The organism is Streptomyces sp. NPDC047079 (assembly GCF_040643755.1).
Taxonomy (GTDB): Bacteria; Actinomycetota; Actinomycetes; order Streptomycetales; family Streptomycetaceae; genus Streptomyces.
This window is the reverse complement of record NZ_JBEYUZ010000003.1, coordinates 420,073-446,350: the sequence shown is the minus strand read 5'-3', so window position 1 is coordinate 446,350 and position 26,278 is coordinate 420,073. Positions and strand designations below refer to the sequence as shown.

General features: G+C 71.6%; 21 protein-coding genes. 6 read left to right on the top strand and 15 right to left on the bottom strand.

Features of this window, described 5'->3' with window-relative positions; translation table 11 throughout:
• The 4 genes from ABZ823_RS06875 to ABZ823_RS06860 all read right to left on the bottom strand — a co-directional run bounded on the left by ABZ823_RS06875 (position 1) and on the right by ABZ823_RS06860 (position 4,096).
• Positions 1–789, bottom strand: a complete 789-nt coding sequence (locus ABZ823_RS06875; RefSeq protein ID WP_361654646.1) for an aldose 1-epimerase — start codon at positions 787–789, stop codon at positions 1–3.
• Between the two features lie 85 nt (positions 790–874).
• On the bottom strand, positions 875–1,741 hold the full coding sequence (locus ABZ823_RS06870; RefSeq protein ID WP_361654643.1) for an SRPBCC family protein: 867 nt from the start codon (positions 1,739–1,741) through the stop codon (positions 875–877).
• 79 nt (positions 1,742–1,820) lie between these two features.
• Complete coding sequence (locus ABZ823_RS06865; RefSeq protein ID WP_361654641.1) at positions 1,821–3,473, bottom strand: polyamine aminopropyltransferase; 1,653 nt, start codon at positions 3,471–3,473, stop codon at positions 1,821–1,823.
• Positions 3,474–3,538: 65 nt separating this feature from the next.
• Positions 3,539–4,096, bottom strand: a complete 558-nt coding sequence (locus tag ABZ823_RS06860; protein WP_361654639.1) for a DUF2617 family protein — start codon at positions 4,094–4,096, stop codon at positions 3,539–3,541.
• 918 nt (positions 4,097–5,014) lie between these two features.
• Here ABZ823_RS06860 and ABZ823_RS06855 point away from each other — a divergent pair.
• Together ABZ823_RS06855 and ABZ823_RS06850 are read left to right on the top strand one after the other, a co-directional pair.
• Positions 5,015–6,214, top strand: a complete 1,200-nt coding sequence (locus ABZ823_RS06855) for a pyridoxal phosphate-dependent aminotransferase (RefSeq protein ID WP_361654637.1) — start codon at positions 5,015–5,017, stop codon at positions 6,212–6,214.
• Positions 6,215–6,439: 225 nt separating this feature from the next.
• Entirely contained in the window at positions 6,440–7,555 is a 1,116-nt protein-coding gene (locus tag ABZ823_RS06850; RefSeq protein ID WP_361654791.1) for a hypothetical protein, read from the top strand.
• A 6-nt stretch (positions 7,556–7,561) separates the two neighbouring features.
• Here the strand turns inward: ABZ823_RS06850 and ABZ823_RS06845 are convergent, their stop codons facing one another.
• From ABZ823_RS06845 to ABZ823_RS06835, 3 genes are all read right to left on the bottom strand, one after another.
• Entirely contained in the window at positions 7,562–8,086 is a 525-nt protein-coding gene (locus tag ABZ823_RS06845; protein WP_361654634.1) for a YbjN domain-containing protein, read from the bottom strand.
• A gap of 352 nt (positions 8,087–8,438) precedes the next feature.
• Positions 8,439–11,036: an ATP-dependent chaperone ClpB gene (clpB, locus tag ABZ823_RS06840; RefSeq protein ID WP_361654632.1), complete on the bottom strand. Its 2,598-nt coding sequence runs from the start codon at positions 11,034–11,036 to the stop codon at positions 8,439–8,441.
• Between the two features lie 477 nt (positions 11,037–11,513).
• Positions 11,514–11,810, bottom strand: a complete 297-nt coding sequence (locus ABZ823_RS06835) for a (2Fe-2S)-binding protein (RefSeq protein ID WP_361654788.1) — start codon at positions 11,808–11,810, stop codon at positions 11,514–11,516.
• 336 nt (positions 11,811–12,146) lie between these two features.
• Here ABZ823_RS06835 and ABZ823_RS06830 point away from each other — a divergent pair, with 336 nt between their 5' ends.
• On the top strand, positions 12,147–13,184 hold the full coding sequence (locus ABZ823_RS06830) for a helix-turn-helix transcriptional regulator (protein ID WP_361654629.1): 1,038 nt from the start codon (positions 12,147–12,149) through the stop codon (positions 13,182–13,184).
• A gap of 61 nt (positions 13,185–13,245) precedes the next feature.
• Here ABZ823_RS06830 and ABZ823_RS06825 read toward each other — a convergent pair whose 3' ends face one another.
• From ABZ823_RS06825 to ABZ823_RS06790, 8 genes are all read right to left on the bottom strand, one after another.
• On the bottom strand, positions 13,246–14,283 hold the full coding sequence (locus tag ABZ823_RS06825) for a helix-turn-helix transcriptional regulator (protein WP_361654626.1): 1,038 nt from the start codon (positions 14,281–14,283) through the stop codon (positions 13,246–13,248).
• A 315-nt stretch (positions 14,284–14,598) separates the two neighbouring features.
• Positions 14,599–15,705: a substrate-binding domain-containing protein gene (locus ABZ823_RS06820; RefSeq protein WP_361654624.1), complete on the bottom strand. Its 1,107-nt coding sequence runs from the start codon at positions 15,703–15,705 to the stop codon at positions 14,599–14,601.
• 417 nt (positions 15,706–16,122) lie between these two features.
• Positions 16,123–16,572, bottom strand: a complete 450-nt coding sequence (locus ABZ823_RS06815) for a helix-turn-helix domain-containing protein (RefSeq protein WP_361654621.1) — start codon at positions 16,570–16,572, stop codon at positions 16,123–16,125.
• A gap of 4 nt (positions 16,573–16,576) precedes the next feature.
• Positions 16,577–17,743, bottom strand: a complete 1,167-nt coding sequence (gene dnaJ, locus ABZ823_RS06810; RefSeq protein WP_361654619.1) for a molecular chaperone DnaJ — start codon at positions 17,741–17,743, stop codon at positions 16,577–16,579.
• Positions 17,744–17,782: 39 nt separating this feature from the next.
• Positions 17,783–18,442, bottom strand: a complete 660-nt coding sequence (grpE, locus tag ABZ823_RS06805; RefSeq protein ID WP_361654617.1) for a nucleotide exchange factor GrpE — start codon at positions 18,440–18,442, stop codon at positions 17,783–17,785.
• Positions 18,439–20,277 (bottom strand): molecular chaperone DnaK, encoded by a 1,839-nt coding sequence (dnaK, locus tag ABZ823_RS06800; RefSeq protein ID WP_361654615.1) that lies wholly within the window; start codon positions 20,275–20,277, stop codon positions 18,439–18,441. The genes grpE and dnaK overlap by 4 nt, the downstream gene beginning before the upstream one ends.
• 167 nt (positions 20,278–20,444) lie before the next feature.
• Positions 20,445–21,002: a low molecular weight phosphatase family protein gene (locus ABZ823_RS06795; RefSeq protein ID WP_361654612.1), complete on the bottom strand. Its 558-nt coding sequence runs from the start codon at positions 21,000–21,002 to the stop codon at positions 20,445–20,447.
• Positions 21,003–21,018: 16 nt separating this feature from the next.
• A complete protein-coding gene (locus ABZ823_RS06790) occupies positions 21,019–22,494 on the bottom strand; it encodes a polysaccharide biosynthesis tyrosine autokinase (protein ID WP_361654609.1) in 1,476 nt (491 codons plus the stop codon).
• A 390-nt stretch (positions 22,495–22,884) separates the two neighbouring features.
• On the opposite strand from ABZ823_RS06790, the gene ABZ823_RS06785 reads away from it, so the two are divergent.
• Genes ABZ823_RS06785 through ABZ823_RS06775 form a run of 3 tightly spaced genes read left to right on the top strand, consistent with a single transcriptional unit; the run spans position 22,885 to position 26,166 of the window.
• Complete coding sequence (locus ABZ823_RS06785; protein WP_361654606.1) at positions 22,885–23,415, top strand: hypothetical protein; 531 nt, start codon at positions 22,885–22,887, stop codon at positions 23,413–23,415.
• A complete protein-coding gene (locus tag ABZ823_RS06780) occupies positions 23,412–25,316 on the top strand; it encodes a DUF4012 domain-containing protein (RefSeq protein ID WP_361654603.1) in 1,905 nt (634 codons plus the stop codon). The genes ABZ823_RS06785 and ABZ823_RS06780 overlap by 4 nt, the downstream gene beginning before the upstream one ends.
• Positions 25,309–26,166: a glutaminyl-peptide cyclotransferase gene (locus ABZ823_RS06775; RefSeq protein ID WP_361654600.1), complete on the top strand. Its 858-nt coding sequence runs from the start codon at positions 25,309–25,311 to the stop codon at positions 26,164–26,166. The genes ABZ823_RS06780 and ABZ823_RS06775 overlap by 8 nt, the downstream gene beginning before the upstream one ends.
• Positions 26,167–26,278 lie beyond the last annotated feature (112 nt).

Below are 26,278 nucleotides of genomic sequence, written 5' to 3'. Positions count from 1 at the left end.
TTAAGGGCGGCGCCAGCTCCAGGTCGTCGTCGCCTCCAGCGGTTCGATGGGGGTGACCAGGCGCGGAAGGGCGTTGAGACCGTTCGGCGGGCCGGTCTGCGGTTCCACGCACACCGCCTCCGGCTGCTCGTCGTACACCACGACCCACTCCTCGCGGCTGGTGACCCGCAGTTCCAGCCGCCCCGGCCAGGTGAGGGTGACGTCGACGCCGCCGGGCATGCCGAAGCAGTCGTCCCAGGGACCGGGCTTCGGGTCGACGCGGTTGCCGGTGGGCAGGTGGTCCTCGCCGCGCTCCTCCTGCCAGGCGGGGACGAAGTCGAGACGTGCGTCCTCCCCGCCGAGGGTGCGGTTGAACCACGGGTGCCAGCCGACCTGGGCCGGGAACGAGGACTCGTACGTCTCCACCGACATGGTCAGCGTGAGGGAGTCACCGGTGAGCGCGGCGAGCTGGGTGACGCGGCCGGGGTAGGGCCAGGGGGCGACCAGGTCGTAGGTGAGGACGGCCTCGTCCTGCTCGGCGCGGGCCACGTGCCAGGCACCGTCCCGGGCGGTGCCGTGGATGGCGTGCGGCGGGGCGTTGAGGGGCATCCGGTGGACGGTGCCGCCGTCGCGGAACATACCGTCCCGGATGCGTCCGCACCAGGGGACCATCGGGAAGCACCCGTACCGCTCACCCTGCCGCAGCAGCTCCGCACCGCCGACGCGCAGGCTCCGCACCCGCCCGCCGTTCCCCGGCGCCAGCACGACTTCCGCGTCTCCCGCGGCCAACGTGATCTCGTCGTTACTCACGAGGCCGACCCTACTTCCCGGATCAAGAGGGCGTGACGTTCCCGGTCGACAGGGCGTGACTTCCGCGATCGACAGGGTGTCTGCGTCAGCGGCGGCGGCGCAGGAGGCGGCCCGCCACGATGGCCGTGGCCACGAGCAGGGCCGCCGCCGGGGCGGCCCAGCGCAGGGTGGCGGTGGCCGTCACGGTCTCCGGTGCCGGGACGGGCGCGTAGCGGCCCCGCGGGGGCGCGTGGTCGACTTCCTCGGCGCTGCGGCCGATCATCGTGCGCCGGGCGTGCGCCGCCTCTGCCGGAGGCTCGTCGTCGCCCGCGAAGCCGGCCTCGTCGTCCGCGAAGCCGGCCTCGTCGTCCGCGAAAGGGTCGAGGGACGACGGCGGGATCTCGGCGTCGAAAACCGAGGGAGCCACGGCTTCCGAGGAGACCCCCTCCGCGGTCTCCGCCGCGGTTTCCTCCGCCGTCTCCTCGAACACCTCGGCGCCGGGCCCCGCGGAGGCCGCCTCGGCCAGTGTCTGCGCGGCGCCCTCCGCGCCCTCCTCGGCCGCCCCCAGGTTCTCCGCGCACCTGCCCAGCAGCCGCGCCCCCGCCGACGCCACCGCGTCCGCGGGCAGTTCCGTGATCCTGCCGTCCCCCGTGGCCGTCCCCGTGAACAGGACCGTGCTGCCGCCCTCGGCCGGGCGCAGGCGCACGGACAGGGACAGCTTCACCGCGCCGGTGCCACGGGCTTCCGTGGCCTCGCCCTCCACCAGGTACGAGTCGTCGTCCTGCCCCACGATCCGCAGAGTGCCGCGGTAGGTGACCGTGTGGCCGCCGATCCGCACCTTGAGACGGCCCGCCACGGGTTCCGTACCGGCGTCCTGCTGCAGGCCGGGGATCGCGCGGGCCACCCGGGCGGGATCGGCCAGCGCCCGCCCGAGCCGATCGGCCGGAACCGGAACGAACACCTCATGCTCCATGTCTGCCGAGCCTACCCAGCGCGACCCGAACCGCACCCGTACATCCCGGGATTCATACGGCCGGGCAGGAACCGGAGGCTCAGCGCGTGTATCTCGGGTGCAGCAGCGTCGACGGCGGCAGGCCCGGCATCCGGGTGCGCTCCGCCTCCCGCGCCTCCGCCCGCAGGGACGCCCGGGTCAGCCCGGCCAGGTCCGGGCCTCCCCGGTCCAGGGTCAGGGCCGGGCGGGTACGGGCGGCGAGCACGAAACCCCAGTCGCGCGGGGCCTCGGACAGGCCCGAGGCACGGTCCGGGCCGCCCGCGGTGTGCGGGGCGGTGACGGGCACCCGGTACGGGACCGTGCGCAGGCCCGCCGCCCGGACCGTCGCCTCGACCGTCCAGAAGACGCGCGGGCGGGCGGTCACCGGGCCCGCGTGCACCACCAGCCGGCCACCCGGCGCGAGGACACGACGGGCCAGACCGTAGAACTCCTGTGAGTACAGCTTCGTGCTCGCCGCGATGCCCGGGTCCGGAAGGTCCGCGATCAGCACGTCGTAGGTCTGCCGGGTGTGCCTGAGCCAGCAGAACGCGTCCCCCGTGCGTACCCGGACGCGCGGGTCCGCGAAGGCATGGCCGTTCAGCGCGGACAGGGCGCGGTCGCGTCGGGCCAGCAGGACGACCCCCGGGTCCGGATCCACCACGTCGACCCGCCGCACCCCCGGCCGGCTCAGCACCTCGCGCGCCGCGAGTCCGTCGCCACCGCCGAGGACGAGCACACGGGCGTGCGGTCCGCCGCTCATCGCGGGGTGCACGAGCGCCTCGTGGTAGAGACGCTCGTCGCTGCCGCTCACCCGCAGCCGGCCGTCGAGGAAGAGGTCCAGGGGGCGGCCCCGGGTGCCGCCGGTGAGCACCGCCTCCTGGACTCCGCTGCGCAGCGCGATACGGACCTGGGCCCCGTACACCGCCTGACGGGCGGCCCGCTCGAAGTCGTCCACCAGGACGGCCGCCGTGCCGAGCAGCACCAGCACGACCCCATTGGCGGCCAGCAGAAGCAGGCGGCCGCGGCGGCTCAGGTCCCGCCGGAACAGGCCGAGCACCAGGGCGCCGCCCGCGACCGCGTTGACCGCGCCGGTGAGCAGCGCGCCGGTGACCTGGCCGAGATGAGGGAGCAGCAGGAAGGGGAACGCGAGGCCGCCGACAAGCGCGCCCACGTAGTCGGCGGCGAAGAGGTCGGCGACCGCGCCGCCCGCGTCCTGGCGGCGGATGCGCTGGATCAGCTCCATCAGCAGGGGTACCTCGGCACCGATGAGCAGGCCGATCGCGAGCGAGAAGCCGACCAGCAGACAGCGCGGGCCGCCGGACCAGACGCCGCCCCAGTCACCGGTCCAGGCGAAGACCGCGTACAGGGCCATGGCGCTCGAGCCGCCGACGAGCGCGAGCGCCGCCTCGATCGCGCCGAAACCGGCGGCGGCGCGGCAGCGGAGCCGTTTCGCGGCGAGCGAGCCGACGCCCATCGCGAAGACCATCACCGAGAGCACGACGGAGGCCTGGGTGACCGAGTCGCCGATCAAGTACGAGGCGAGCGCGACCAGTTCGAGTTCGTACACGAGTCCGCACGCTGCGCAGACGAACACCCCGGCGAGGACGAGGAGCCGTCCGGTGCCGGGGCGTACGGGCAGTCGCGCCTGGGCCTGGCCGCCCTCGGCCCAGGGGCGCGGCGCGCCGGGTGGTGCGGGCGCGTGCGGTTCGATCACGGTGGGAACGGTACGTCAGGCTCGCGGCGGGCTTTGTCACCCACACGTGTGGAACTGTTGCCCCCTCATACATCGGAGGGGCTCAGCCGTGACGGGGTGCCGTCGGTTCGCGACGCCGGCGTCTTCACCCCGACCCGGGTCCGGGTCGCCACCAGCTGGCCGTCCTGCGGGTAGGCGTGCCAGGTCCGCCAGTGGACCTGGCCTTCGTGGTGGTGGGCCAGCATCGCGGTGAATGCGTGCGGGCTGCCGGGGAAGACGCCCGCCAGGCCGTGCGGATGGTCGGACACCAGGGCCAGCAACTCCTGGGCGCGGCCCGCGAAGGAGCCGGGCGACAGGACCTCGACCCGGGCCGCGAACTCGTACTCCCAGTCGCCGACCCGTTTGGCGACACCCAGGGGCAGCGGGGCGCTGGAGCCCGCGATACACGCCACCGTCTCCGAACAGATGCCCCGCTCCTCCTCGAGAAGTACCTGGTGGGACGCGCCGAGAAGTCTCAACTGAAGCCGCGTCCCCGACAGTTCGAGGTCGAGTGTGGCGAGCGCGGGCAGCGGCTCGCGGCCCAGGGTCCAGGCGAGGTCGGCCGCACGCGTGTCGGTGTAGGAGGTGTTCAGGGTCGTGAGCATGGATCGGCTCCGCTAGCACGCAAAGTGAGGAGTGGGGTCCGGCGCACCCCGGTCGTGGCGCCGGCGGACGAGGCCGGCTCGGCCAGTCGGGTGGTACGTCCGGTTGGCCCGGTGGGGAGGACGCCTGCGGGACAGGTGTCCGAAGGGCGTCCGCGGGCTGCTTCGATGGTTGAAAGGGAATCATGAACTGTGGCGCCGCCACAGCGTTTTTACCCAAGACCGCCCGGTTTCCATCCCCCCGAGGGCTCCACAGAGCAACTGTTCAACTACGGCGTACGCCAGGGGCATTGGCGAGGCCGCCTAATGCGCCTCCGCGGCTCACGGCCGGGCGCGCGGCCGTGGACGATGCGGACGGCACGCATCCGGGCGCTCCCTCGGTCGGGTGACCGTTCCCTCATCTCGCTACGGCCCCCGCGCGTGTGCCCGCCGGGAGAGTCTCCCGGCGGGCACACGCGACCCCGGATGCGTGGCCCCGTGGAGCCCGGCCGCCCCCCTGTCAGCTGCCCCCGCCGCATCCGCCCCCACCGCATGAGGACCCACAGGACGACCCGCAGGACGAGTGACCCCCGCCGCAGGAGTGGTGTCCGCCGGAGTGGTGGCCGCCCGACGAGGAGTCGCCCGCGGATCCGGCGGCCCACCAGCCGGCGCCGCTGTCGCTGTTGTTCCGCGAGAGCCCCCGCTTCCGGGCCACCGGTCGCGGCCCCGCCTTCCGTCCGCGCCTGCGGCCGTTCACCACGAGGCTCACCACGAGACCGACGCAGACGATCACCAGAGCGATGCCGAGGATCATGACCTCGTCCCCCTTTCGTATCCCCGGGCGGCCCCGGCGGGCCCCTCCGTGTTCCCGGGTGCACGGGGGATGCCCTCGCGTTCCGGCGGCCAAAGCAGAGTTGAGGAAGTCCAGAGCTTCGGCGCAGGATGGCGGCCATGACCTCCAGCGCGCGCCCCTTCCTCAACCGCCGGCTCGCCGAGTTCGGGACGACGATCTTCGCCGAGATGTCGGCCCTCGCCCTGAGGACCGGATCCATCAACCTCGGTCAGGGTTTCCCCGATACCGACGGCCCGGAGCAGATCCGCGAGGCCGCCGTGCGGGCGCTGCGCGACGGGCGCGGCAACCAGTACCCGCCGGGTCCCGGCGTCCCCGAGCTGCGCACCGCCATCGCCGCACACCAGCGGCGGCGCTACGGCCTCGGGTACGACCCCGACACCGAGGTGCTGGTCACCGCGGGCGCGACCGAGGCCGTCGCCGCGGCCCTGCTGGCGCTGCTGGAGCCCGGCGACGAGGTGATCGCGCTGGAGCCGTACTACGACTCGTACGCCGCCTGCATCGCGATGGCGGGCGGGGTGCGCGTGCCGGTCACCCTGCGGCCGCACCACGAGGGGGGCGCGAGCTTCCGCCTGGACCTGGACGAGCTGCGCGACGCCGTCACCGATCGCACCCGGCTGCTGCTGATCAACACCCCGCACAATCCGACCGGCACGGTGCTCACCCGCGAGGAGCTGGCCGCGATCGCCGAACTGGCCGTCGAGCGGGATCTGCTCGTCGTCACGGACGAGGTGTACGAGCATCTGGTGTTCGACGATGCGGACCACGTGCCGCTCGCGACCTTCCCCGGCATGCGCGAGCGGACCGTCACCATCTCGTCGGCGGGGAAGACGTTCTCCTTCACGGGGTGGAAGGTCGGCTGGGTGACGGCGGCACCGGGGCTCGTCACGGCGGTGCGCTCGGCCAAGCAGTTCCTGACGTATGTGGCGTCGGGGCCGTTCCAGTACGCCGTCGCCGAGGCGCTCGCGCTTCCCGAGACGTACTTCGAGGAGTTCCGGGCGGATCTGCGGGCCAAGCGCGACCTGCTCGCGGCCGGGCTCACGGAGGCGGGCTTCGCGGTGTTCCGGCCCGCGGGCACGTACTTCGTCACCACCGACATCCGCCCCCTCGGCGAGAGCGACGGTTTCGCCTTCTGCCGTGCCCTGCCCGAGCGCGCGGGAGTCGTCGCCATCCCGAACGCGGTCTTCTACGACCACCGGGAGGCCGGCGCCCCGTTCGTCCGCTTCGCCTTCTGCAAGCGCACCGATGTCCTGGAGGAGGCCGTCCGGCGCCTGAAGTCCCTGGCCGACTGACCCGCAGCCCGCCGGGCGGGCTCACCCCTGTGTGCGCGCCCCGGACCATCGGTCGGGGGCGCGCCGTACGCGGGAATTCGTCCCCCTCATGGCCGCGCGAGGTTCGCAAATCGCGCTTGATGGACGCATGGTTCCGATGTGACCGACGTCAGGACCATCCCGGCCCCCACCGCGCGGGGTCCACGGAACAGCGACCGTGTCCGTCCGTCCGGGGCCGGCCGGCGGCTGCCGACGACGGCCGCGACGGCCCTCGGGCTGTTCCTCACCACTCGGCTGTGCGGCGCCCTCGTGCTCGCCCTCGTCGCCCGGTCCGCGGGCAAGCACCCCCTGCTTCTGCTCGGCCACTCCTGGGACTCCGTGTGGTACCTGCGGATCGCCGCCCACGGCTACGGACTCACCCAGCGGGGCCGCACCGGCGTCCACAGCGACCTGGCGTTCTTCCCGCTGTATCCGGGTCTGGTCCGCGCCGTCACCACGCTCACCCCGCTCGACGGCGTCACGGGGGGCCTGCTGGTGTCATGGACGGCCGCCGCGGTCGCCGCGTACGGGATCTACCTGCTCGGCGAACGGCTGCACGGCCCTGCCGTGGCCACCGTCCTCGTCGTGCTGTGGGGCCTGCTGCCGCACTCCGTCGTGCTGTCGATGGCCTACACGGAGCCCGTGCTGACGGCGTGCGCCGCCTGGTCGCTGTACGCGGTGCTGACCGGGCGCTGGGTGTGGGCGGGAGCTCTGGCGGCGCTCGCGGGCCTGTCCCGGCCCAACGGCTGCGCGGTGGCCGCGGCGGTCCTCGCGGCGGCGGCGCACGAGGTGGGGCGGACCCGCGGGCGCGGAGTTTCCCACAGGCTGTGGACGGGCGCGGCGCTCGCGCCCCTCGGGTGGTGCGGCTATGTGGTGTGGGTCGGCCACCGCAGGGGCGATCCGCTCGGCGGCTACTTCACCGTGCAGCGGCTGTGGGGCTCCCGCTTCGACTTCGGGCGCGGCTCGCTGCGCTTCACCGAGCACATGATGCTGCACGGCACCCGGCTGCTGTTCCCGCTGGCCCTGGTGATCGTCGCGGTGAGCGGCGTGCTCTTCGCTCTGCTGATCGCGGACCGCGCCCCGCTGCCGCTCGTCGTCTACAGCGGCGTGCTGCTGGTTATCGCGCTCGGCGGCTCCGGGTTCTTCGAGTCCAAGCCACGCTTCCTGGTGCCGGCGTTCCCGCTGCTGATCGTGGTGGCGCGGGCGCTGGTACGGACGGCGAGAGCCCGGCCCTGGCACGCCACTGTCGTGGCGAGCGCCCTGGCCGGGCTCTCGTTCGTCCATGGGGCGTATCTGGTGGTGCTGGCCCGCTCGCCCCTCTAGCCGGGTCTACTCTCCGTCGTCCTCGGGCTTCTCCGCGTTGTCGACGTCCTCCGCGAGGCCGAGCTGCTCGACGAGCCACCGGTCGAACTCGATGGCGGCGCGCACCCAGCTCACGGTCGACGAGACGAAGTGCTCCAGGCTCACGCCGGTGCCGATCAGCATCTGCGCCTCACCGATGAGGCGGACGGTGCCGTCGTCGTGCGTGTGGGTGTAGACCTTGGGCCACAGGGTGCGCCGGTTCCAGTCGTCGATGGACTCCAGCAGCTGCGGCTTCTCGTCGATCTGGTGGGGACGGTCGTAGAACGTCCGCACGGAGAAGACGGCCTGGTCGCCCTCGCCGCGGAACATGAAGTACGTACGGAACTGCTCCCACGGCGCGACGAGGTCTCCCTCTTCGTCAACGAGGTGCTTGAGCTCCATCTGGTCCAGGAGCTGCTTCACGAGGTCCTGATCCGGAACCACGGGGCCCGCCGGCGGCTGCGGCTCGGGCTGGCCCCCGAAATTCGGAATCGAGGACGGGTCGATGCTCACCGTGTTCTTCCCTTCGTACGGATTACGCCATCCTCCCTCATCCGGGGAGGGGGGTGGCAACCCTGAACGGGTCGTGTCCGCGGGGGGCTGACACGATCCGGCCGGTCTGCGCCGTCCGGTGCGGCGGACGGGGGGTGAGCATGCGCAAGATCATGGGGGGTGTCCGGTGCCTTTCCCCGGCCTTCGTGGCCGTGTCCCGGCGGGGGCACGGCACCTGCCCGGCGGTCCACGATGGCCTCTGGACCGGCGTCGGCGAGGTCGGGCCGGCCGTGGTGTACGAGGACGGGGACGCCGCCCTCGTACACCACGGGACCTGCTCGGTCCGGCCGGGCCCTGACGGTGGGGCCGGCGGTCAGAGCGTCTTGCCGGACGCCGGGCCCACGAGCAGCCCGTCGCCGAAGGCGTCCACGCGGACCGTGTCGCCGTCCTTGACCTCGCCCGCCAGGATCTCCCTGGCGAGGCGGTCGCCGATGGCGGTCTGGACGAGGCGGCGCAGCGGGCGGGCGCCGTACGCCGGGTCGTTGCCCTCGTCCGCGAGCCAGGCCAGGGCCTGCGGCGTGACCTCCAGGCTCAGCCGCCGTTCGGCCAGCCGCTTGGCCAGGCGGTCGATCTGGAGCCGGGCGATACGGCTCAGCTCGTCCTTGGTCAGCGCCGAGAAGACGACGAGGTCGTCGAGCCGGTTCAGGAACTCCGGCTTGAAGGTGGCGCGGACCAGCTCCAGGACCTGCTCCTTCTTCTCGTCCTCGCTGGTGACGGGGTCGACCAGGAACTGGCTGCCCAGGTTCGAGGTCAGCACCAGGATCGTGTTGCGGAAGTCGACCGTGCGTCCCTGGCCGTCCGTCAGACGGCCGTCGTCCAGCACCTGGAGGAGGATGTCGAAGACCTCGGGGTGGGCCTTCTCCACCTCGTCGAGCAGTACGACGCTGTACGGGCGGCGGCGCACCGCCTCGGTCAGCTGGCCGCCCTCCTCGTAGCCGACGTAGCCGGGCGGGGCTCCGACCAGGCGGGCGACGCTGTGCTTCTCGCCGTACTCCGACATGTCGATGCGGACCATCGCCCGCTCGTCGTCGAAGAGGAAGTCGGCGAGCGCCTTGGCCAGTTCGGTCTTGCCGACGCCCGTCGGACCGAGGAAGAGGAACGAGCCGGTCGGGCGGTCGGGGTCGGCGATCCCGGCCCGGCTGCGGCGTACGGCGTCGGAGACGGCCCGTACGGCCTCGGTCTGGCCGATGAGCCGCCGGCCCAGCTCCTCCTCCATGCGCAGCAGCTTCTGCGTCTCGCCCTCCAGGAGGCGTCCGGCGGGGATGCCGGTCCAGGACGCGACGACGTCCGCGATGTCGTCGGGGCCGACCTCCTCCTTGACCATGGTGTCCCTGGCGGCCTCCTCCTCGGCCTGCGAGGCGGCCTGAAGTTCCTTCTCCACGCCCGGGATCTCGCCGTACAGCAGTTTGGAGGCGGTGTCGAAGTCGCCGTCGCGCTGGGCGCGTTCGGCCTGGCCGCGCAGGTCGTCGAGCTTCTCCTTCAGCTCACCGACGCGGTTGAGGGACTGCTTCTCCTTCTCCCAGCGGGCGGTCAGGCCGCGCAGCTCCTCCTCCTTGTCGGCGAGGTCGCGGCGCAGCTTCTCCAGCCGCTCCTTGGAGGCCTGGTCGGTCTCCTTGGCGAGGGCCAGCTCCTCCATGCGCAGCCGGTCCACGGTGCGCTGGAGCTCGTCGATCTCGACGGGAGAGGAGTCGATCTCCATGCGCAGCCGCGAGGCGGACTCGTCGACCAGGTCGATGGCCTTGTCGGGCAGGAAGCGGGAGGTGATGTACCGGTCGGAGAGGGTGGCCGCGGCCACCAGCGCGCTGTCCGCGATCTGCACCTTGTGGTGGGCCTCGTAGCGGCCCTTGAGGCCGCGCAGGATCGCGACGGTGTCCTCGACGGTCGGCTCGGTGACGAGCACCTGCTGGAAGCGCCGCTCCAGCGCCGGGTCCTTCTCGATCCGCTCGCGGTACTCGTCGAGGGTCGTCGCGCCGACCATGCGCAGTTCGCCGCGGGCCAGCATCGGCTTGAGCATGTTGCCGGCGTCCATGGCGGAGTCGCCTCCGGCGCCCGTACCGACGACGGTGTGCAGTTCGTCGATGAACGTGATGATCTGACCCTCGGAGTCCTTGATCTCGGCGAGGACGGTCTTCAGGCGTTCCTCGAACTCGCCGCGGTACTTGGCCCCCGCGACCATGGCGCCGAGGTCCAGTGCGACCAGCCGCTTGTCCTTGAGGGACTCGGGCACGTCGCCCTTCACGATCCGCTGGGCGAGCCCCTCCACGACGGCGGTCTTGCCGACGCCGGGCTCACCGATGAGGACCGGGTTGTTCTTCGTACGGCGGGAGAGCACCTGCACCACGCGGCGGATCTCCTGGTCCCGGCCGATGACCGGGTCGAGCTTGCCGTCACGCGCGGCGGCGGTGAAGTCCGTGCCGAACTTCTCGAGGGCCTTGTACTGGCCCTCGGGGTCCGCGGTCGTCACGCGGCGTCCTCCCCTTGTCTTCTGGAACGCTTCGAGGAGCCTCTTGGCGTCCGCACCCTCTCGGGACAGGACCTCCCCCGCGGCACCGCCCTTGCCGGCGATGCCGATGAGCAGGTGCTCGGTGGAGAGGTACTCGTCGCCGAGGTCCTTGGCACGCTTGCTCGCGTCGGCCACCACGGCGAGCAGCTCGCGGTTGGGCTGCGGCGGCGCGACGGTCGACCCGGTGACGCTGGGCAGACCGGCGAGCACGCGCTCGGCACCGGACCGCACGGAGGCCTGGTCGGCGTCCACGGCGGCCAGCAGGTCGATGATGTTCTCGTTGTCCTGCCCCTCGAGCAGCGCGAGGAGCAGGTGGGCGGGGGTCAGGTCCGGGTGGCCCTCCGACACGGCCCGGCTGGTGGCCGCGTTGATCGCGTCCCGGCTCCTGTTGGTCAGCTCGGCGTCCACGTTCCCGATCTCCTCCTTGCGTCGGCCGCGCTCAGCTGTCGTCCTGCGTCATTCTGACGAGAGCAACGTACACAAAGTTGAGTCTATTCCACTCAAGGCGCGGAGCGGGAGAGGCAATGGCCGTGTACCCGCATGACGTCCTCACTGACATACGGGCGGGGCGCGGGGGCGGGCTCGGCGATCGGGGAAGAGGCGCGCACGAAAAGGGGCGGCGCGACCCGGGGGCTCGCGGGGCGCACCGGCATCCGTGGCACGGGCACACGCAGCGAGACCGTCGCCGGGTGTGACCGGCTGTGACCGGCACCGGGCTCACGAGCCCAGGACCAGGGACGAGGAGGGGCTGGTTCCAGCCACCGTACCCTCGGGGGCATACCGGGCTTCGCCGTGCAAACTACAGCGGCGTCACCGTGTTCAGGTCACGGTGACGCCGCTGCGGGGGGAAGCACCTGAGCGATCTTTTACGACGGGGGAATCGCGTCAGGCACTGCGGGGGGTGGCTGAGACAGTCCTCATTTCCGGGGTGTCCGGTTCGACCAGCCGATGGTCGCGCTGGTCCAGGTTCACAAAGATCATTCCGTACCTTATGGCGCACCGGACGGGCTGCGGCGCCCCCCGAGGCCGCCGCAGAAGCCGGTAGGCCCTCAGATCCTCGTCGTCGTCACGGGTGACGACGACGGGCTCCCCGAACACGGTCACCATCAACGAGTCACCGCTGTGGGGGATGGCGGTGACCAGGTCGATGAAGTGCCAGCCGGAGCGGTAGGCCGTGGCCATCTCGCGACGGAAGGTGCGGTCGTCCGGAGGAGTGGTCACATCAGCTCCACACGCTGTCGTCTGTGCCGACGGGCGTGTCACTGCCGGCCGCAGCAGAAGAAGCGGGCACCAACGACCACACGCTGTCCGCTCGCACGTCCTCCTTCGTGCCGGAGAGGCCACTCAGCGTTCCGAAGGCCACAACGGCGGAGAAGGTGGCGACAAGCACCGAGCGAAGCATTCTCTTACCCATAGTCGGCTTCGTCCTCACTTGAAGGTCCCCTCTTCCCCCGTCGACTAAGACGATGGCTCATTCGGGCACGTCATGGCCACACAATCGGTGCATCATGTTCCTGCATGTTCAGGACCCTGGGGGGTGGAGGTTTGACAACCAATCGGGCTAAAGCGACACATCCCCATGCCTTGACCGAACTGTGCGAGGAGGGTGGCCGCCTGTACGCGAACGCCCTGCGCACAGGGCGTATCGCCCGCGCCGACGCGGAAGAGGCACCGTGTCTCATGGAGTTCGCCCTCCTCCACCCTGATCCGGACGACGCGAACTGGCTGCGTCCCGTGCCCCCCTCGGTCGCTCTGGCCCAGCGGCTCAACCCGATAGAGCGTGAGATCTCCGATCGCAGGCGGCTGTCGACCAACCTGGCCGAAACCTTCGAGCCGTTCATGGCCCTCAGCGCCCAGGCGACCGCGCCCACGCACTCGATCACGGTGCTGGAGGGACTCGACCGGATCAACGCCGCACTCGACCTGGCCACGGCCCAGTGCCAGAACGAGATGCTCACGGTCCAGCCGAGCGGCCACCGCCCCGAGCGCCGGCTCATCGAGGGACTGGAGCGCGACAGGCCGCTCATCGAACGCGGGGTGCGTATCCGGACCCTGTACCAGCACACGGCCCGGTACAGCCCGGAACGGCTGGCCTATGTGGACCAGTTCACCGACGGCAAGGCCGAGTACCGCACCATCGACGAACTCGTCGAGCGGCTCATCATCTGCGACGAGGCCGTCGCGTTCATTCCCATCAGTGACGACCGCCAGGTCGCCCTGGAACTGCGTCACCCGGGCCTCGTCCGCTATCTGGTCAAGGTCTTCGAGTTCATGTGGGGCCGGGCGGTGCCGCTGAGAGCGGGCACTCCCTACGAGACCGATCCGGACGGCATCACGGACATCCAGCACTCCATCGCCAAACTGCTCGTGGAGGGCCACGTCGACGAGGCCATCGCCCGCCGCCTGGGGATGAACGTGCGCACCTGCCGCGCCCACATAGCCAAGCTGGCCACAGCCCTCGGCAGCGGCAGCCGCGCCCAACTCGGCTATCTCATCGCGCGGTCGGGGATTCTGAGCCAGAATCACCCGCTTTCGGGGGAGGGCCGACCGCAGTGACGACGGTGCCCCGCGACCCGGGGCCCGCTCGTACGGAGCGCAGCCGCGCCGCTCGGCTGCCTCATAGACCCGCGGGGGGTTGCGGAGCACCGGGAGTGGTGGCGGGGAGCAGTTCGGGCGCGTGCGAGGGCCCGTCCAGGCCCGCCTGGGCGATGCGGACGCCCAACTGCGTACGGCTCGCCGCTCCCAGGGTCTCGGAGAGCCGGGCGATGTGCGCCCGGCAGGTGCGCACGCTGATACCGAGGCGTTCGGCGACCACGGCGTCCTGGTGGCCCTCCGCCAGCAGCGCCGCGATCGAGCGTTCCCGGTGCGTGATGCCGTCGATGCCGGTCTCCGGCAGCGGGGACGTCAGCGGGATCGCCAGACGCCACAGGCGTTCGAAGACGGTCACCAGATAGTCGATCAGGGCCGGGTGGCGCAGCTCCAGCGCGATGGTGCGGTCGGCGTTGGCCGGGATGAAGGCGACCGCGCGGTCGAAGAGGATCAGACGCTCGGGCACCTCGTCCAGGGTGCGGGCCTCGGCCGCCTCGCCCATCAGCTCCATGTAGGTGTGCAGCCCCTGGCCGTGCCGGGCGACGTGCGTGTACAGGTCGCGCATGCGTACGCCCCTGCGGCGCATCTCCATCGCCCGGTGCAGGCCCTCGGAGAGCTCGTCCTCGCGTCGGATGCCGCCCGGCTGCACCGTCAGCACCTCGCGCGTGCACCCCTCGGTCGCCTCGTCCATCGCGGCACGGATGCGCGGCAGCCCGTCCAGCACACGGATCGCCACCCCCTCCACGGGGGCCTGCTCACGGCCGCCGAGCCCGGCGTACCACTCGACCGCGGCCACCGCCGCCCCGACCCGCGCCTGGCTCGCGCTGACCTCTTCGTGCACCCCGCGCAGCAGCCGGGTCATGACCTCCTGCGGGGAGGTCGGCACCAGCCAGTCCATGTCGTCGGGGTCCGGGTGCAGCAGCGCGAGTTCCAGCAGACAGGGCACCGGCGCGGCGTCGGCACGGGGCACCCGGCCCCGGCGTACGGCCCGGGAGTACACGCGGTTCCCGGCCTCGCAGAGCCGGTCAGCGCCGTGCGGATGCGCGTCCGTCCCGTGCCCGGCCATCTTCCACCCCTGGCTCCCACTCCCGGCTCCGGCGTCCTGCGTCGCCTTTGCAGCGCAACTATGCGCGGAGCCGCCCGCCTCCGCAACACGGCTCCGCCGCCCCAACGCCCGTACTTGCCCCGGAACATCCCCGCTTCTCCCTACCTCCGGAAGTTCCGATTGCACTCAGATGACGGGGGTGCGGGCCGCGGCGGGCGGGGTGGCCGGGCCCGCCGGAAACAGCCGTGGCGGGCAGGCATCGCTGCCCGCCCGCCACGGCTGTTTCCGGTGCGACCGTTCCCGTCCGGCTGTTTCAGTCCTGCCGCTCCATGCCCGCTACTTCAGGCCGATCACCGCGCAGGCAGCCTTGTACTTGGCGGTGCAGATGTCCTCGACGGTGTAGAAGCCGTCCTGGATCACGGTTTCCTTGATGTTGTCCGTCTTCAGCGCGACCACCGGCATCAGCATCGACGGGATCTTCTTCTGCGTCGGGCTGTCGACCTTGTCCCGGGTCAGCGCGTCGAACTCGATCGAGCGGCCCTGGACCTTGGACACCGCCATCTCGGCGGCGTTGTTGGCCTCCTGCGGGTACGACTTGTACACGCTCATGTACTGCTCGCCCGCGACGATCCGCTGCACGGCGTCCAGCGACGCGTCCTGCCCGGTCACCGGCGGGACCTTGGAGGCGCCCGCCTCCTTCAACGCGTCGATGACGGCGCCGGCCATGCCGTCGTTGGCGGAGTAGACGCCCGCGATGGCGCTCAGGCCGACGGAGCGGATCGCCTGCTCCATGTTCGCCTTGGCGTTCTCCGGCTTCCAGTCCTTCGTGTCATAGGACTTGACGATGTTGACCTTGCCCTGGAGCTCGCTGAGCGCGCCCGCCTTGAACTGCGCCGCGTTCGGGTCGGTGACCGAACCGTTCATCATGACGACCTTGCCGGTCCCCGCCTTGCCGTCGAGCGCCTCGATGAGGGCGCGGCCCTGCACCTGGCCGACCAGTTCGTTGTCGAAGGAGATGTACGCGTCGATCGGGCCCTGGGCGAGCCGGTCGTAGGCGATGACCGGGATGCCCGCGTCCTTGGCCTTCTGCACGCCGGGCGCGATGGCCTTGGCGTCCACCGCGTCCAGCAGCAGCACGTCCACCTTGTCGGCGATCATCTGGTCGAGCTGCTCGTTCTGCTTGGTCTTGTCCGCATCGGCGTTGGCGTAGACGACCCTGCCCTTGTCGTGGGTGAGGGAACGCACCTGGTCCCTGATGATCGGGTAGTCGAACTTGTCGTACCGCGGGTTCTCCTTCTCCGGCAGAAGGAGACCCACTGTGATGTCGTCGCCCTTCTTGGGAGACGCGGAGCTGCTGCCTCCGCCGACTCCGTCGATGACGCCGCACGCGGCAAGGGATACGGACGCCGTGGAGGCGGCCAGGGCCATGGCGGTTCGACGCACAGCAGTCCTACGGGTGGTACGAGCGTTCACATCAGGTGCCTTCCGGGCGGGGGAGCAGCGTTGCGACCCCAGTGGCTGAAAGCCAACGCGGCGACGGGGGGCAGCGTCAAGAAGCAGGGGTTAACGAGATGGCAACAGGATCTCTGTGGAATTCACGTGAAGACCAAGAGAGTCTCGTGCGGCACCCGTTTCAAAACCCTTGCCCGATGGAGATTCCGCCTCCGACCTGGGCGGGTTTCGCACCCGACAGCCCGTCAACTTCCTTGTCAGCAGGGATTTTCGGCCGAAATAAGCAACGTGATCTACATCACGCCCACACAAGCGCGGGTACCCCCGCCACCGTCAGGCCGGACGTCGCGAAAGGGGTCGGGAGGCCTTCCGGCCTCCCGACCCCTTCACGTCCGCGTGCACGCCGCGTCAGTCCTGCTGCTGCCGTTTCGGCCGCCACACCACCAGCGCGCTGGTCTGCTGCACCTCCTGGTACGGCACCAGGTCGCGGCGGTACGAGGCATGGACCGCCGCCTCGCGCTGGCGCATCGTCGCCGCCGCACCCTCCAGGGCGTCCTGAAGCTCCACCACCCGGGACTGGAGCGCGGCCACCTGGTTCTCCAGTTCGATGATGCGCTTGATGCCGGCCAGGTTGATGCCCTCGTCCTGCGACAACTGCTGCACCTGGCGGAGCAGTTCGATGTCACGGGCCGAGTAGCGCCGTCCCCGGCCCGCGGTGCGGTCCGGGGACACGAGGCCCAGGCGGTCGTACTGGCGCAGCGTCTGCGGGTGCAGTCCGGAGAGCTGGGCCGCCACCGAGATGACATAGACCGGGGTGTCCTCGGTCAGTTCGTACGGGTTGCGTCGACGGCCGTCCATCTCCTCATGCTCCCTTCGCGGCCTGGAACAACTCCGCCCGCGGGTCCTCCTCCGCGGTTGCCTCGCGATACGCCTCCAAAGCTTCACGAGCCTTCCCCGAGACGTCCTTGGGGACACTCACCTCGACGGTGACCAGAAGGTCCCCGCGGGTGCCGTCCTTGCGCACCGCGCCCTTGCCGCGGGCGCGCATGGTGCGCCCGTTGGGCGTCCCCTGAGGCAGCTTCAGCGTCACCGGTGGCCCGCCGAGGGTGGGCACCCGGATGTCGGCGCCGAGCGCCGCCTCCGCGAAGGTCACCGGCACGGTCACCGTCAGGTTGTCGTCCTTGCGGCCGAAGACCGGGTGCGGGTTCACATGCACGACGACGTACAAGTCGCCGGCCGGGCCGCCCCGCTCACCGGGCGCGCCCTTGCCGCGCAGCCGGATGCGCTGCCCGTCGGAGACACCCGCGGGAATGCGCACCTGCATCGTCCGTGAGGACTTCGCCCGGCCGCTGCCGTGGCAGACCTCGCAGGGGTTCTCCGCGATCAGGCCCCGGCCCTTGCAGTCCGGGCACGGGTCGGTCAGCGAGAAGCCGCCGCCCGAGCCCCGCGCCACCTGCCCGGTGCCGACGCAGGTCGGGCACACCCGGGGCGTGCCGTTCTTGTCGCCGGTGCCCGAGCAGGCCTTGCAGGGCGCCTGGGAGGACATACGGAGGGGCACGGTCGCGCCGTCCACCGCCTCCATGAAGCTCAGCGTGACCTCGGACTCGATGTCCTGGCCGCGCCTCGGCTGCGTACGCGTGCCCGCGCCGCCGCCACGGTTGAACAGGCCCCCGAAGACGTCACCGAGACCCCCGCCGAAGCTCCCTCCGGCGCCGGCCTGGCCGCCGAAGAGGTCGCCGAGGTCGAAGTTGAACGAGCCGCCCGCCCCGGGGCCGGGACGGAAGCCGCCGTTGCCGAAGAGGGCGCGGGCCTCGTCGTACTCCTTGCGCTTCTTGGGGTCGCCGAGGACGTCGTTCGCCTCGGAGATCTCCTTGAAACGTTCCTCCGCCTTGGCGTTGCCCTTGTTGGCGTCCGGGTGGAACTCGCGTGCGAGCTTCCGGTACGCCTTCTTGATCTCGGCCTCGGTGGCGTCCTTGGGGACGCCGAGGACCTTGTAGTAGTCCTTCTCGATGAAGTCCTTGGTGCTCATCCCCGACGTCCCTCCTTCCCTACGCGTTCGTGGTGTACGTCAGCCCTCGTCCGGGCCACCGTTCTCCTTGTCGTCGCCCGCCTCGGTCGTCTCCTCGGCCTTGACCGTCTGCGCCCCCGGCTGCGGCTCGGCGACGGCCACCCGCGCGGGGCGGATGGTGCGCTCGCCGAAGCGATACCCGGGCTGCAGAATCGCCACGCACGTCGTCTCGGTGACGTCCGGCGCGTAGCTGTGCATCAGGGCTTCGTGGATGGTCGGGTCGAAGGGCTCGCCCTCCTTGCCGAACTGCTGAAGACCCATCTTCGCCGCGACGGTCTCCAGCGACTCGGCGACGGACTTGAAGCCGCCGACCAGCTCGCCGTGTTCCCGTGCGCGGCCGATGTCGTCGAGCACGGGCAGGAGCTCGGTCAGGAGGTTCGCGATGGCGATCTCCTTGACCGTGATCCGGTCGCGCTCGACGCGGCGGCGGTAGTTCTGGTACTCGGCCTGGAGCCGCTGGAGGTCCGCCGTGCGCTCACCGAGCGCCGTGCGCACCTGGTCCAGCTGGGCCACCAGACCGGCGTTCTGTGCGCTTGCGTCCCCTGCCGGGGCCGCCGCCTCCTCCGAAGAGGGGGAGGCGGCCTGCGGCTCGGCGTCCTCGGGGGTGGCGCCGGAGGGGACGTCGGGCTTCTCCTCGAAGCCCGGGGTCTCCTCCGTCACGCGGCACCGTCCTTGCGCTCGTCGTCCACGATCTCGGCGTCGACCACGTCGTCGTCGGCCTTGGCCCCGGAGGCACCCGCATCGGCGGACGCCTGGGCGCCCTGGGCGTCGGCGTACATGGCCTGGCCGAGCTTCTGCGAGACGGCCGCGACCTTCTCCGTGGCGCTGCGGATCTCGGCCGTGTCCTCGCCCTTGAGCGTCTCCTTCAGCTCGGCGACGGCGGACTCGACCTCGGTCTTGATCTCGGCCGGGACCTTGTCCTCGTTGTCCTTGAGGAACTTCTCCGTCTGGTAGACGAGCTGCTCGCCCTGGTTGCGGGTCTCGGCGGCCTCGCGGCGGCGGTGGTCCTCCTCCGCGTACTGCTCGGCCTCCTGGCGCATCCGGTCGACCTCGTCCTTCGGGAGCGAGGAGCCGCCGGTGACGGTCATCTTCTGCTCCTTGCCGGTGCCGAGATCCTTCGCCGTGACGTGCATGATGCCGTTGGCGTCGATGTCGAAGGAGACCTCGATCTGCGGGACGCCACGCGGCGCCGGCGGCAGACCGGTCAGCTCGAACATGCCGAGCTTCTTGTTGTACGCCGCGATCTCGCGCTCGCCCTGGTAGACCTGGATCTGCACCGACGGCTGGTTGTCCTCGGCCGTGGTGAAGATCTCCGAACGCTTCGTCGGGATCGTGGTGTTGCGCTCGATCAGCTTGGTCATGATGCCGCCCTTGGTCTCGATACCGAGCGACAGCGGGGTCACGTCGAGGAGCAGGACGTCCTTGACCTCACCCTTGAGGACACCGGCCTGGAGCGAGGCGCCGATGGCGACGACCTCGTCCGGGTTCACGCCCTTGTTGGCCTCCTTGCCGCCGGTCAGCTCCTTGACGAGCTCGGCGACGGCGGGCATACGGGTCGAGCCACCCACGAGGACGACGTGGTCGATCTCGTTGATGGAGATGCCGGCGTCCTTGATGACGTTGTGGAACGGCGTCTTGCAGCGCTCGAGCAGGTCGGCCGTCAGCTGCTGGAACTGAGCCCGTGTGAGCCTCTCGTCCAGGTGCAGCGGGCCCTCGGCGGACGCGGTGATGTACGGCAGGTTGATCGAGGTCTCGGTGGACGAGGACAGCTCGATCTTGGCCTTCTCGGCGGCCTCACGGAGGCGCTGGAGGGCCATCTTGTCCTTGCTCAGGTCCACGCCGTGGCCGGACTGGAACTGCTTGACCAGGTAGTCGACGACACGCTGGTCCCAGTCGTCACCACCGAGGTGGTTGTCGCCGTTGGTGGCCTTCACCTCGACGACGCCGTCGCCGATCTCCAGCAGGGACACGTCGAAGGTGCCGCCACCGAGGTCGAAGACGAGGATGGTCTGGTCGTCCTTGTCGAGGCCGTAGGCCAGCGCGGCCGCGGTCGGCTCGTTGACGATGCGCAGGACGTTCAGGCCCGCGATCTCGCCGGCCTCCTTGGTGGCCTGGCGCTCGGAGTCGTTGAAGTACGCCGGGACGGTGATGACCGCGTCGGTCACCTTCTCGCCCAGGTACGCCTCGGCATCCCGCTTCAGCTTCTGCAGGATGAACGCGGAGATCTGCTGCGGGTTGAAGTCCTTCCCGTCGAGCGCGATCTTCCAGTCGGTGCCCATGTGACGCTTGACGGACCGGATGGTCCGATCGACGTTGGTGACCGCCTGGCGCTTGGCCACCTCACCGACCAGCACCTCGCCGTTCTTGGCGAAGGCGACGACGGACGGCGTGGTCCTGGCACCCTCGGCGTTGGTGATGACGGTGGGCTCGCCGCCCTCCAGAACGCTGACGACGGAGTTAGTCGTGCCCAGGTCGATGCCGACCGCACGTGCCATTTCGATTCCTCCAGCTGACTTGAGTGGAACAGGCTCAAGGATGCATGAGGGATCCCACGGCGTCAACAGACCTGAGTCACGCCGACTCAACTTTCATCCGGTGCAGTTCGGCAATGGCGGCAAAGCCCCAGGCGGGAGCCTTGCCGACCGACCGCAGGGCGCCACGCTCAGACGCCCGCCCCGCCGCCCTCCAGCAGCCGGGCGAGTCTGCTCACCTGCCCGTCGATCTGGCGGGCACACCTGTACAGCTCATGGTGCGGCCTGCCCCAGGGGTCCGCGATGTCGTCCTCGTCCGGAACGACCGGGGCGACCTGGCCCCGCCGGGCGGCCACGGCCGCCACCAGGCCCTCGACCCGGCCGCCAGCCGGCGACGCCGCCGCCCCGGCCGCCAGCCGTACGAACTCCCTGAGAGTGAAGCAGCGCCGCAGTGCCGCCGGGGCGAGCCGCACCGCCGCCTCCCGGTGTTCCCGGGCGAGCCCGAGGACCAGCGCCGCGTCCGCGACCAGCCGCGCGGTGAGCGGCCGGGCCGCGAAGCCCGAACCGTCACCGCCCAGCTCCTCCAGCACGGCCTGGGTGGCGCACTCCATACCGGGCCGGGGCCACGCCCGGGTACCCGCGCTCTCGGGCCGTACGCCCGAGCCGGGCCCCAGCCGCGCGGCCAGCAGCCGCTCGGCGAGCGCCGAGCGGTGCACATTGCCCGTGCAGACGAACAGGACCCGGGTCATACCGCGCGGCCCCGGATCACTGTCCGCCCGCGCCCCGCGTCACCGGGGGCGCGCCGGCTCCGCCCAGAGGGGTCGACGCGCGGGGAGCGGGCAGTTCGCCGTACCGCCCGTAGGCGCCGTAGCGGTCGCCCTTCGGGGCCGGGGCCATGTTGAACACGGTGCCGAGGACGCGGACGCCCACCCGCTCCAGCGACTCGGCGGCGGTGCGGACCTGGTCCCGGCGCGTCTTCGCCGCGCGGACGACGAGCAGCGCGCCCTGGGCGAGCGAGGCGAGTCCGACGGTGTCGGCGACCGGCAGCAGCGGGGCCGTGTCCACGATCACGACCTCGTAGACGCCCGCCAGCTCGCGCAGCACCTCCTCCATGCGCGCCGAGGCGAGCAGTTCGGTCGGGTTCGGCGGTACGGCACCGCTGGTGAGCACCGAGAGCCGGCCGCCGGCCTGCTGCATCACGTCCTCGATCCGGGCCTGCCCGATCAGGACCGTGGTCAGACCGGCGTCCTGGACGAGGCCGAAGGTCGAGGCCACGCAGGGACGGCGCAGGTCGCCGTCCACCAGGCAGGTGGAGATCCCCGCCTCGGCGAGCGAGAGGGCGAGGTTCACCGCGGTGTTGGTCTTGCCCTCGCCGGGCAGCGAACTCGTCACCACGATGATCCGCGGCCGATCGTCGACCTGCGCGAACTGGAGGTTGGTGCGCAGCTTGCGGAAGGCCTCGGCCCGCTTGGAGTGCACATCGGCGCTGACCAGCGGCTGCCTGACCGCGTTCTTGTCGTACGGGATGCTCCCGAGGCCCGGCAGCGCGGTGAACTCGCTCAGCGCCTGGCTCGTCTTGAGCGTGGTGTCGAGGGTCTCGCGCACGGCGACCAGCCCGGCACCGAGCAGCAGCCCGGCCAGCGCCCCCGCGGCCAGGTTGAGCACCGGGCGGGGCGAGACCGGGACGGACGGGGGGACGGCCTCCTGGGTCACGCCGAGCGAGACGGGGGAGGCGGTGACGGGACCGCCGCGCGAGGAGCGCGTGGCCAACCGCTCGGACCCCGCGGAACCCGCCGTACCCCCGGGCGTCTCCAGCCGCTCGACGACCGCGCCGAACCGCTCGGCGACCGCGTTGGCGATACGTGCCGCCCGCCGGGGCGCGGTGTCCCGGACGGTGATGTCGATGAGCACGGTGTTGAGCGGGGCGTTGGCGGTGATCCGGGACGCCAGTTCCTCGGGCGTGGTGCGAAGGCGCAGCTTCTCCACCACCGGCGCGGTCACCTGACGTGTCGTCACAATCGCGGCGTAGGACTGGACACGCGCCTGCGAGAAGCTCTGACCCTGGTTCAACTGCGAGGTGTCGTCGCCGGTACGGGTGGCGACGAAGAGCTGGGTACGGGCCTCGTAGACGGGAGCACTCAAACTCGTCCCGGCGAGCGCCGCCCCGATCGCGAGAACCAGACAGACCACGACGGTCGGCCAGCGTCTGGCAAGAGCCTTCAGGAATCCGTGGAGATCCAAGGTGCACCCCTCATAGAACCAAGGGAACCACCCGAATTGAGGCGTTCTGTTCCCTATGCGCACAGCCGAAGATAGGGAATCGCGCTCACCAACCGGCGGAGCCACCCCATGTCGGCCCGCCGAACGACCCCGGCGACCCACATCGCCCCGTCACTCCATCGGCGCGATCACATGGGCCATCGCGGAACGAGTGCTCCCCCATCCGGTGACTTCTGGGCACCATCACGCCAGTCGGGACCCGAATGTCCCATTTATTCGATGTATCCAGATCTTGATTACGGCCGACGCAGCAGCCGCCTGGCCCGGACGAAGTCGAGGAGAGTGAAGAAGATGACGTCATCGCCCAGATGGCGGTGCGCACTGGCATCTGCAGCAACGGCTGCTGTGCTCGTGGCCGCACCGCTGGTGGGGGCGCAGACCGCCCATGCGCAGTACCCGCCGGTGACCCCCACCCTGAGCCTGAACCGCACCTCGCTGCGGGCCGGAGAGGCGGTGACCTTCCACGCCACGGGCTTCGCCAAGTTCCAGACCGTCACGGCGCGACTGGAGTCACGCCCGATCGTCCTCGGCGTCTTCACGGCCCACGAGGACGGGACGGTGGACGGGACCGTGACCATCCCGAGTACGGTCCGCCCCGGGAGGCACGTCTTCCGGCTCACCGCGCGCCATCCCAGCCGCAGCGTCTCCACCCGCATCCGGGTGCTGGCGGCGCTCGGCGGGCCCGGTCACCACGACGGTCCCGGCGGGGACGACCGTCCCGGCGACCACGGCCGCCACGGCACTCCGGGCCGCTCCGAGCACCGTGCGGGACTCGCGGCCACCGGCAGCGAGAAGGCCCTGGCCGTCGGCGGCACCGCCGCGGGGCTCATCGCGGCGGGCGGTGGCGCGATGCTGGCCGTACGCCGTCGCCGCAGTTCATGACGGAGCAGGACACGCGTACCGCGGCACCACGGCGTCCCGGCCCCGGCCGGGACGCCGTCGGCGCGCCCGGGCCCGGCCGCCCCGGCAAGGGGGCCCGGGTCTGCCGGCGCGTGCTCAGGACCACCCTGCTGTCCGCCGTCGCGCTCCCGGTGGCCGCGGCCGTCTGGATCGGTGTCACCGGAGTCTTCGCCCGCTCCGAACTGCTCGCGGCCCAGCGGGACCTGGACGCGCTACGGCAGTCGGCGGCGTCCGCGCAGGCGTCCGGCTCAGTGCCCGGCCCGGCCCGGGAGCGGCTGGCGGCGGTGCGTTCCGCGGCCGTGCACGCCGCCCGGGCCCATCGCCTGACCAGCGGCCCGGTCTGGTACGCGGCGGCCCTGCTGCCGGTGGCGGGGGAGCCCGTCAGGACCGTGCGCGGGGCCGCGTATGCGGCGGACCGGCTGGCCGGCGAGGTGCTGTCCCCGCTGGCGGGCGCTCTTGCGGCGGTCGCCCCGGACGGCCGCGGCGGCGGGATGCCCGAGGCCCTCATGGCGCTGCGGCAGCAGGCTCCCCGGCTCGTCCGGGCCGCACACGTCACGGCCGAGGTCCGGGCCGATGTGCACCGGCTGCCCGGGACCACCTGGCTGCCCGCAGCCGACCGGGCCCGCGCCGGGCTCGTGCGCCGGCTGGACCGCCTCGCGCCGGTGATGACCGACGTCTCCGTGGCGGCGCGGGTCCTGCCCCCCATGCTCGGCGCGCAGGGCGAACGGCGCTATTTCCTCGCCTTCCAGAACATCGCCGAGGCACGCGGCACCGGAGGTGTGCCGGGGGCCTTCGCCGTGCTGCGGGCCGACCGGGGCCGGCTGTCCTTCGAGCGGTTCGGCAACAACACCGAGATGGCCACGGGGAAGACGGACCTCGGCCTCAAGGACCTCGAGAGCCCCGGAGCCGATTTCAGGGCACGCTACGAGGGCTCCTCGCCCACCCGTGTGTGGGCCAACTCCAACATGAGCCCGCACTTCCCCTACGCGGCCCGTATCTGGGCGGCGGCGTGGCGGAAGCACACCGGGCAGCGGGTGGACGGCGCCATCGCCGTCGACCCGGTCACCCTGAGCCGTTTCCTCCAGGTCACCGGCCCGGCCCGGATGGCCGACGGCACCGAGCTGACCGCCGGCAACGTCGTGGACCTCACCGAGAGGACCAGCTACGCGCGCTACCGTGACGTCACCCGGCGCAAGGCGTTCTTCGTGGAGGCGGCCCGTGCCGCCGCCGGGCGGCTGATGACCGCGGCCGACGACGCCGGGATGCTGCCGGGGCTGCTCGTCGCCGCGCACGACGCCCAGCGGGACGGACGGCTGAAGGTGTGGAGCGCCCACGCGGAGGAGCAGCGCCTCCTCCAGTCGCGCCCGTACGCCGGAACGCTCCCGGACGCCCCGGGCCCCTTCGCCGGGGTGGTGGTGAACAACGCGGCGGGCTCCAAGCTGGACTACTACCTCGACCGGAGCCTGCTCTGGGAGGCGGAGGGGGACGGCTGCCGCGGCGGCGACCGCCCGGTCACCGTGACCCTCACCCTCGCCAACCGGGCCCCGGCCTCCGGTCTGCCCGGCTATGTCACCCTGCGGGGCGACTCCCCGCCCTACCGCACCCGGCCGGGCGACAACCGGCTCCTGGTCTCGTACTACGCGGGGGTCGGCGCCTCCCTCGCCGGCGCCACCCTGGACGGCCGCCCGGTGCTGCTCTCGTCCGCCGTCGAACGCGGCCACTCGGTGTTCACACTGGACCTGGAGCTGCCCGCCCGCTCACGGCGCACCCTGGTCCTGCACCTGCTGGAGCCCCACGCCGACCGCACCCCCACGCTGCTGCGCCAGCCCCTGGTGACACCCCTGCGGGCGGTCCTGAAACCGGGGGGTGTCTGCCGTGCGTGACCGTGTCACACCGGCCGTGACCGGGGCGGCCCTGCTGATGGGAGCGCTGCTGCTGGTGTCGTGCGCCCAGGGGGAGCGCGCCCCCGGCCGTACCGCGGGCCCGGCCGGGGGCGCGCCCGCCGCGCACCGGGCCGAGCGTCTGCGGGTCGAGGTGCTGGAGGTCCTCGCGCACGATCCGGCCGCGTTCACCGAGGGCCTGGAGATGGCCGGCCGCACGCTCTACGAGGGCACCGGCCTCTCCGGCGGCTCCTGGGTGCAGGCGGGGCCCCCGGGGCGGCGGCCCACGGCGCGGGTGGCGCTGCCCGGACCCCTGTTCGGCGAGGGGATCACCGTGCTCGGCCGGACCCTGTGGCAGCTCACCTGGCGGGACCGGATCGCCGTCGAACGCGACACCGCCACGCTGAAGGAGCTGCGCCGCGTCCGGTACCCGGACGAGGGCTGGGGGATGTGCTTCCAGCAGGACCGGCACCGGCTGGTGACGAGCGACGGCTCGGCCCGGCTGACGTTCCGGGACCCGGGCACGCTCGCGGCGAAGGGCGGGGTCTCGGTCACCGAGGACGGCGCTCCGCTGGAGCGGCTGAACGAACTGGAGTGCGTCGGCGCCGCCGTGTACGCCAATGTGTTCGACACCGACCGGATCGTGCGGATCGACCCCGCGACCGGCGCGGTGACCGCGGACATCGACGCCTCGGGGCTGATGCGCGGGGCCGCGCTCGCCCCCGGGGCCGTACTCAACGGCATCGCGGCCGTTCCCGGAACGGACCAGTTCCTCGTCACGGGGAAGTTCTGGCCCAGAATGTTCCGTGTGACGTTCGCACCGGCCCTCGGCACGGGCGGCTCCGGCGGCTGAGCGGGCGGAAGGCCCACAGCGACGCAGATCACCGCTTGCGCCACTACAGTGCGGCGGCATAAGTGGGTAGTCTCAGACGGACTGCATAAGTTACTGCTTAGTAATCGCGCCT

What these genes read in the sequence shown, in the direction of transcription:
- ABZ823_RS06870 (WP_361654643.1), bottom strand. Translation starts at nt 1,741, where the DNA reads ATGGAGCATGAGGTGTTCGTTCCGGTTCCGGCCGATCGGCTCGGGCGG.
- ABZ823_RS06860 (WP_361654639.1), bottom strand. Translation starts at nt 4,096, where the DNA reads ATGCTCACGACCCTGAACACCTCCTACACCGACACGCGTGCGGCCGAC.
- ABZ823_RS06855 (WP_361654637.1), top strand. Translation starts at nt 5,015, where the DNA reads ATGGCGGCCATGACCTCCAGCGCGCGCCCCTTCCTCAACCGCCGGCTC.
- ABZ823_RS06835 (WP_361654788.1), bottom strand. Translation starts at nt 11,810, where the DNA reads ATGGCCACGGCCTACCGCTCCGGCTGGCACTTCATCGACCTGGTCACC.
- ABZ823_RS06830 (WP_361654629.1), top strand. Translation starts at nt 12,147, where the DNA reads ATGTTCAGGACCCTGGGGGGTGGAGGTTTGACAACCAATCGGGCTAAA.
- ABZ823_RS06825 (WP_361654626.1), bottom strand. Translation starts at nt 14,283, where the DNA reads ATGGCCGGGCACGGGACGGACGCGCATCCGCACGGCGCTGACCGGCTC.
- ABZ823_RS06815 (WP_361654621.1), bottom strand. Translation starts at nt 16,572, where the DNA reads ATGGACGGCCGTCGACGCAACCCGTACGAACTGACCGAGGACACCCCG.
- dnaJ (WP_361654619.1), bottom strand. Translation starts at nt 17,743, where the DNA reads ATGAGCACCAAGGACTTCATCGAGAAGGACTACTACAAGGTCCTCGGC.
- dnaK (WP_361654615.1), bottom strand. Translation starts at nt 20,277, where the DNA reads ATGGCACGTGCGGTCGGCATCGACCTGGGCACGACTAACTCCGTCGTC.
- ABZ823_RS06795 (WP_361654612.1), bottom strand. Translation starts at nt 21,002, where the DNA reads ATGACCCGGGTCCTGTTCGTCTGCACGGGCAATGTGCACCGCTCGGCG.
- ABZ823_RS06780 (WP_361654603.1), top strand. Translation starts at nt 23,412, where the DNA reads ATGACGGAGCAGGACACGCGTACCGCGGCACCACGGCGTCCCGGCCCC.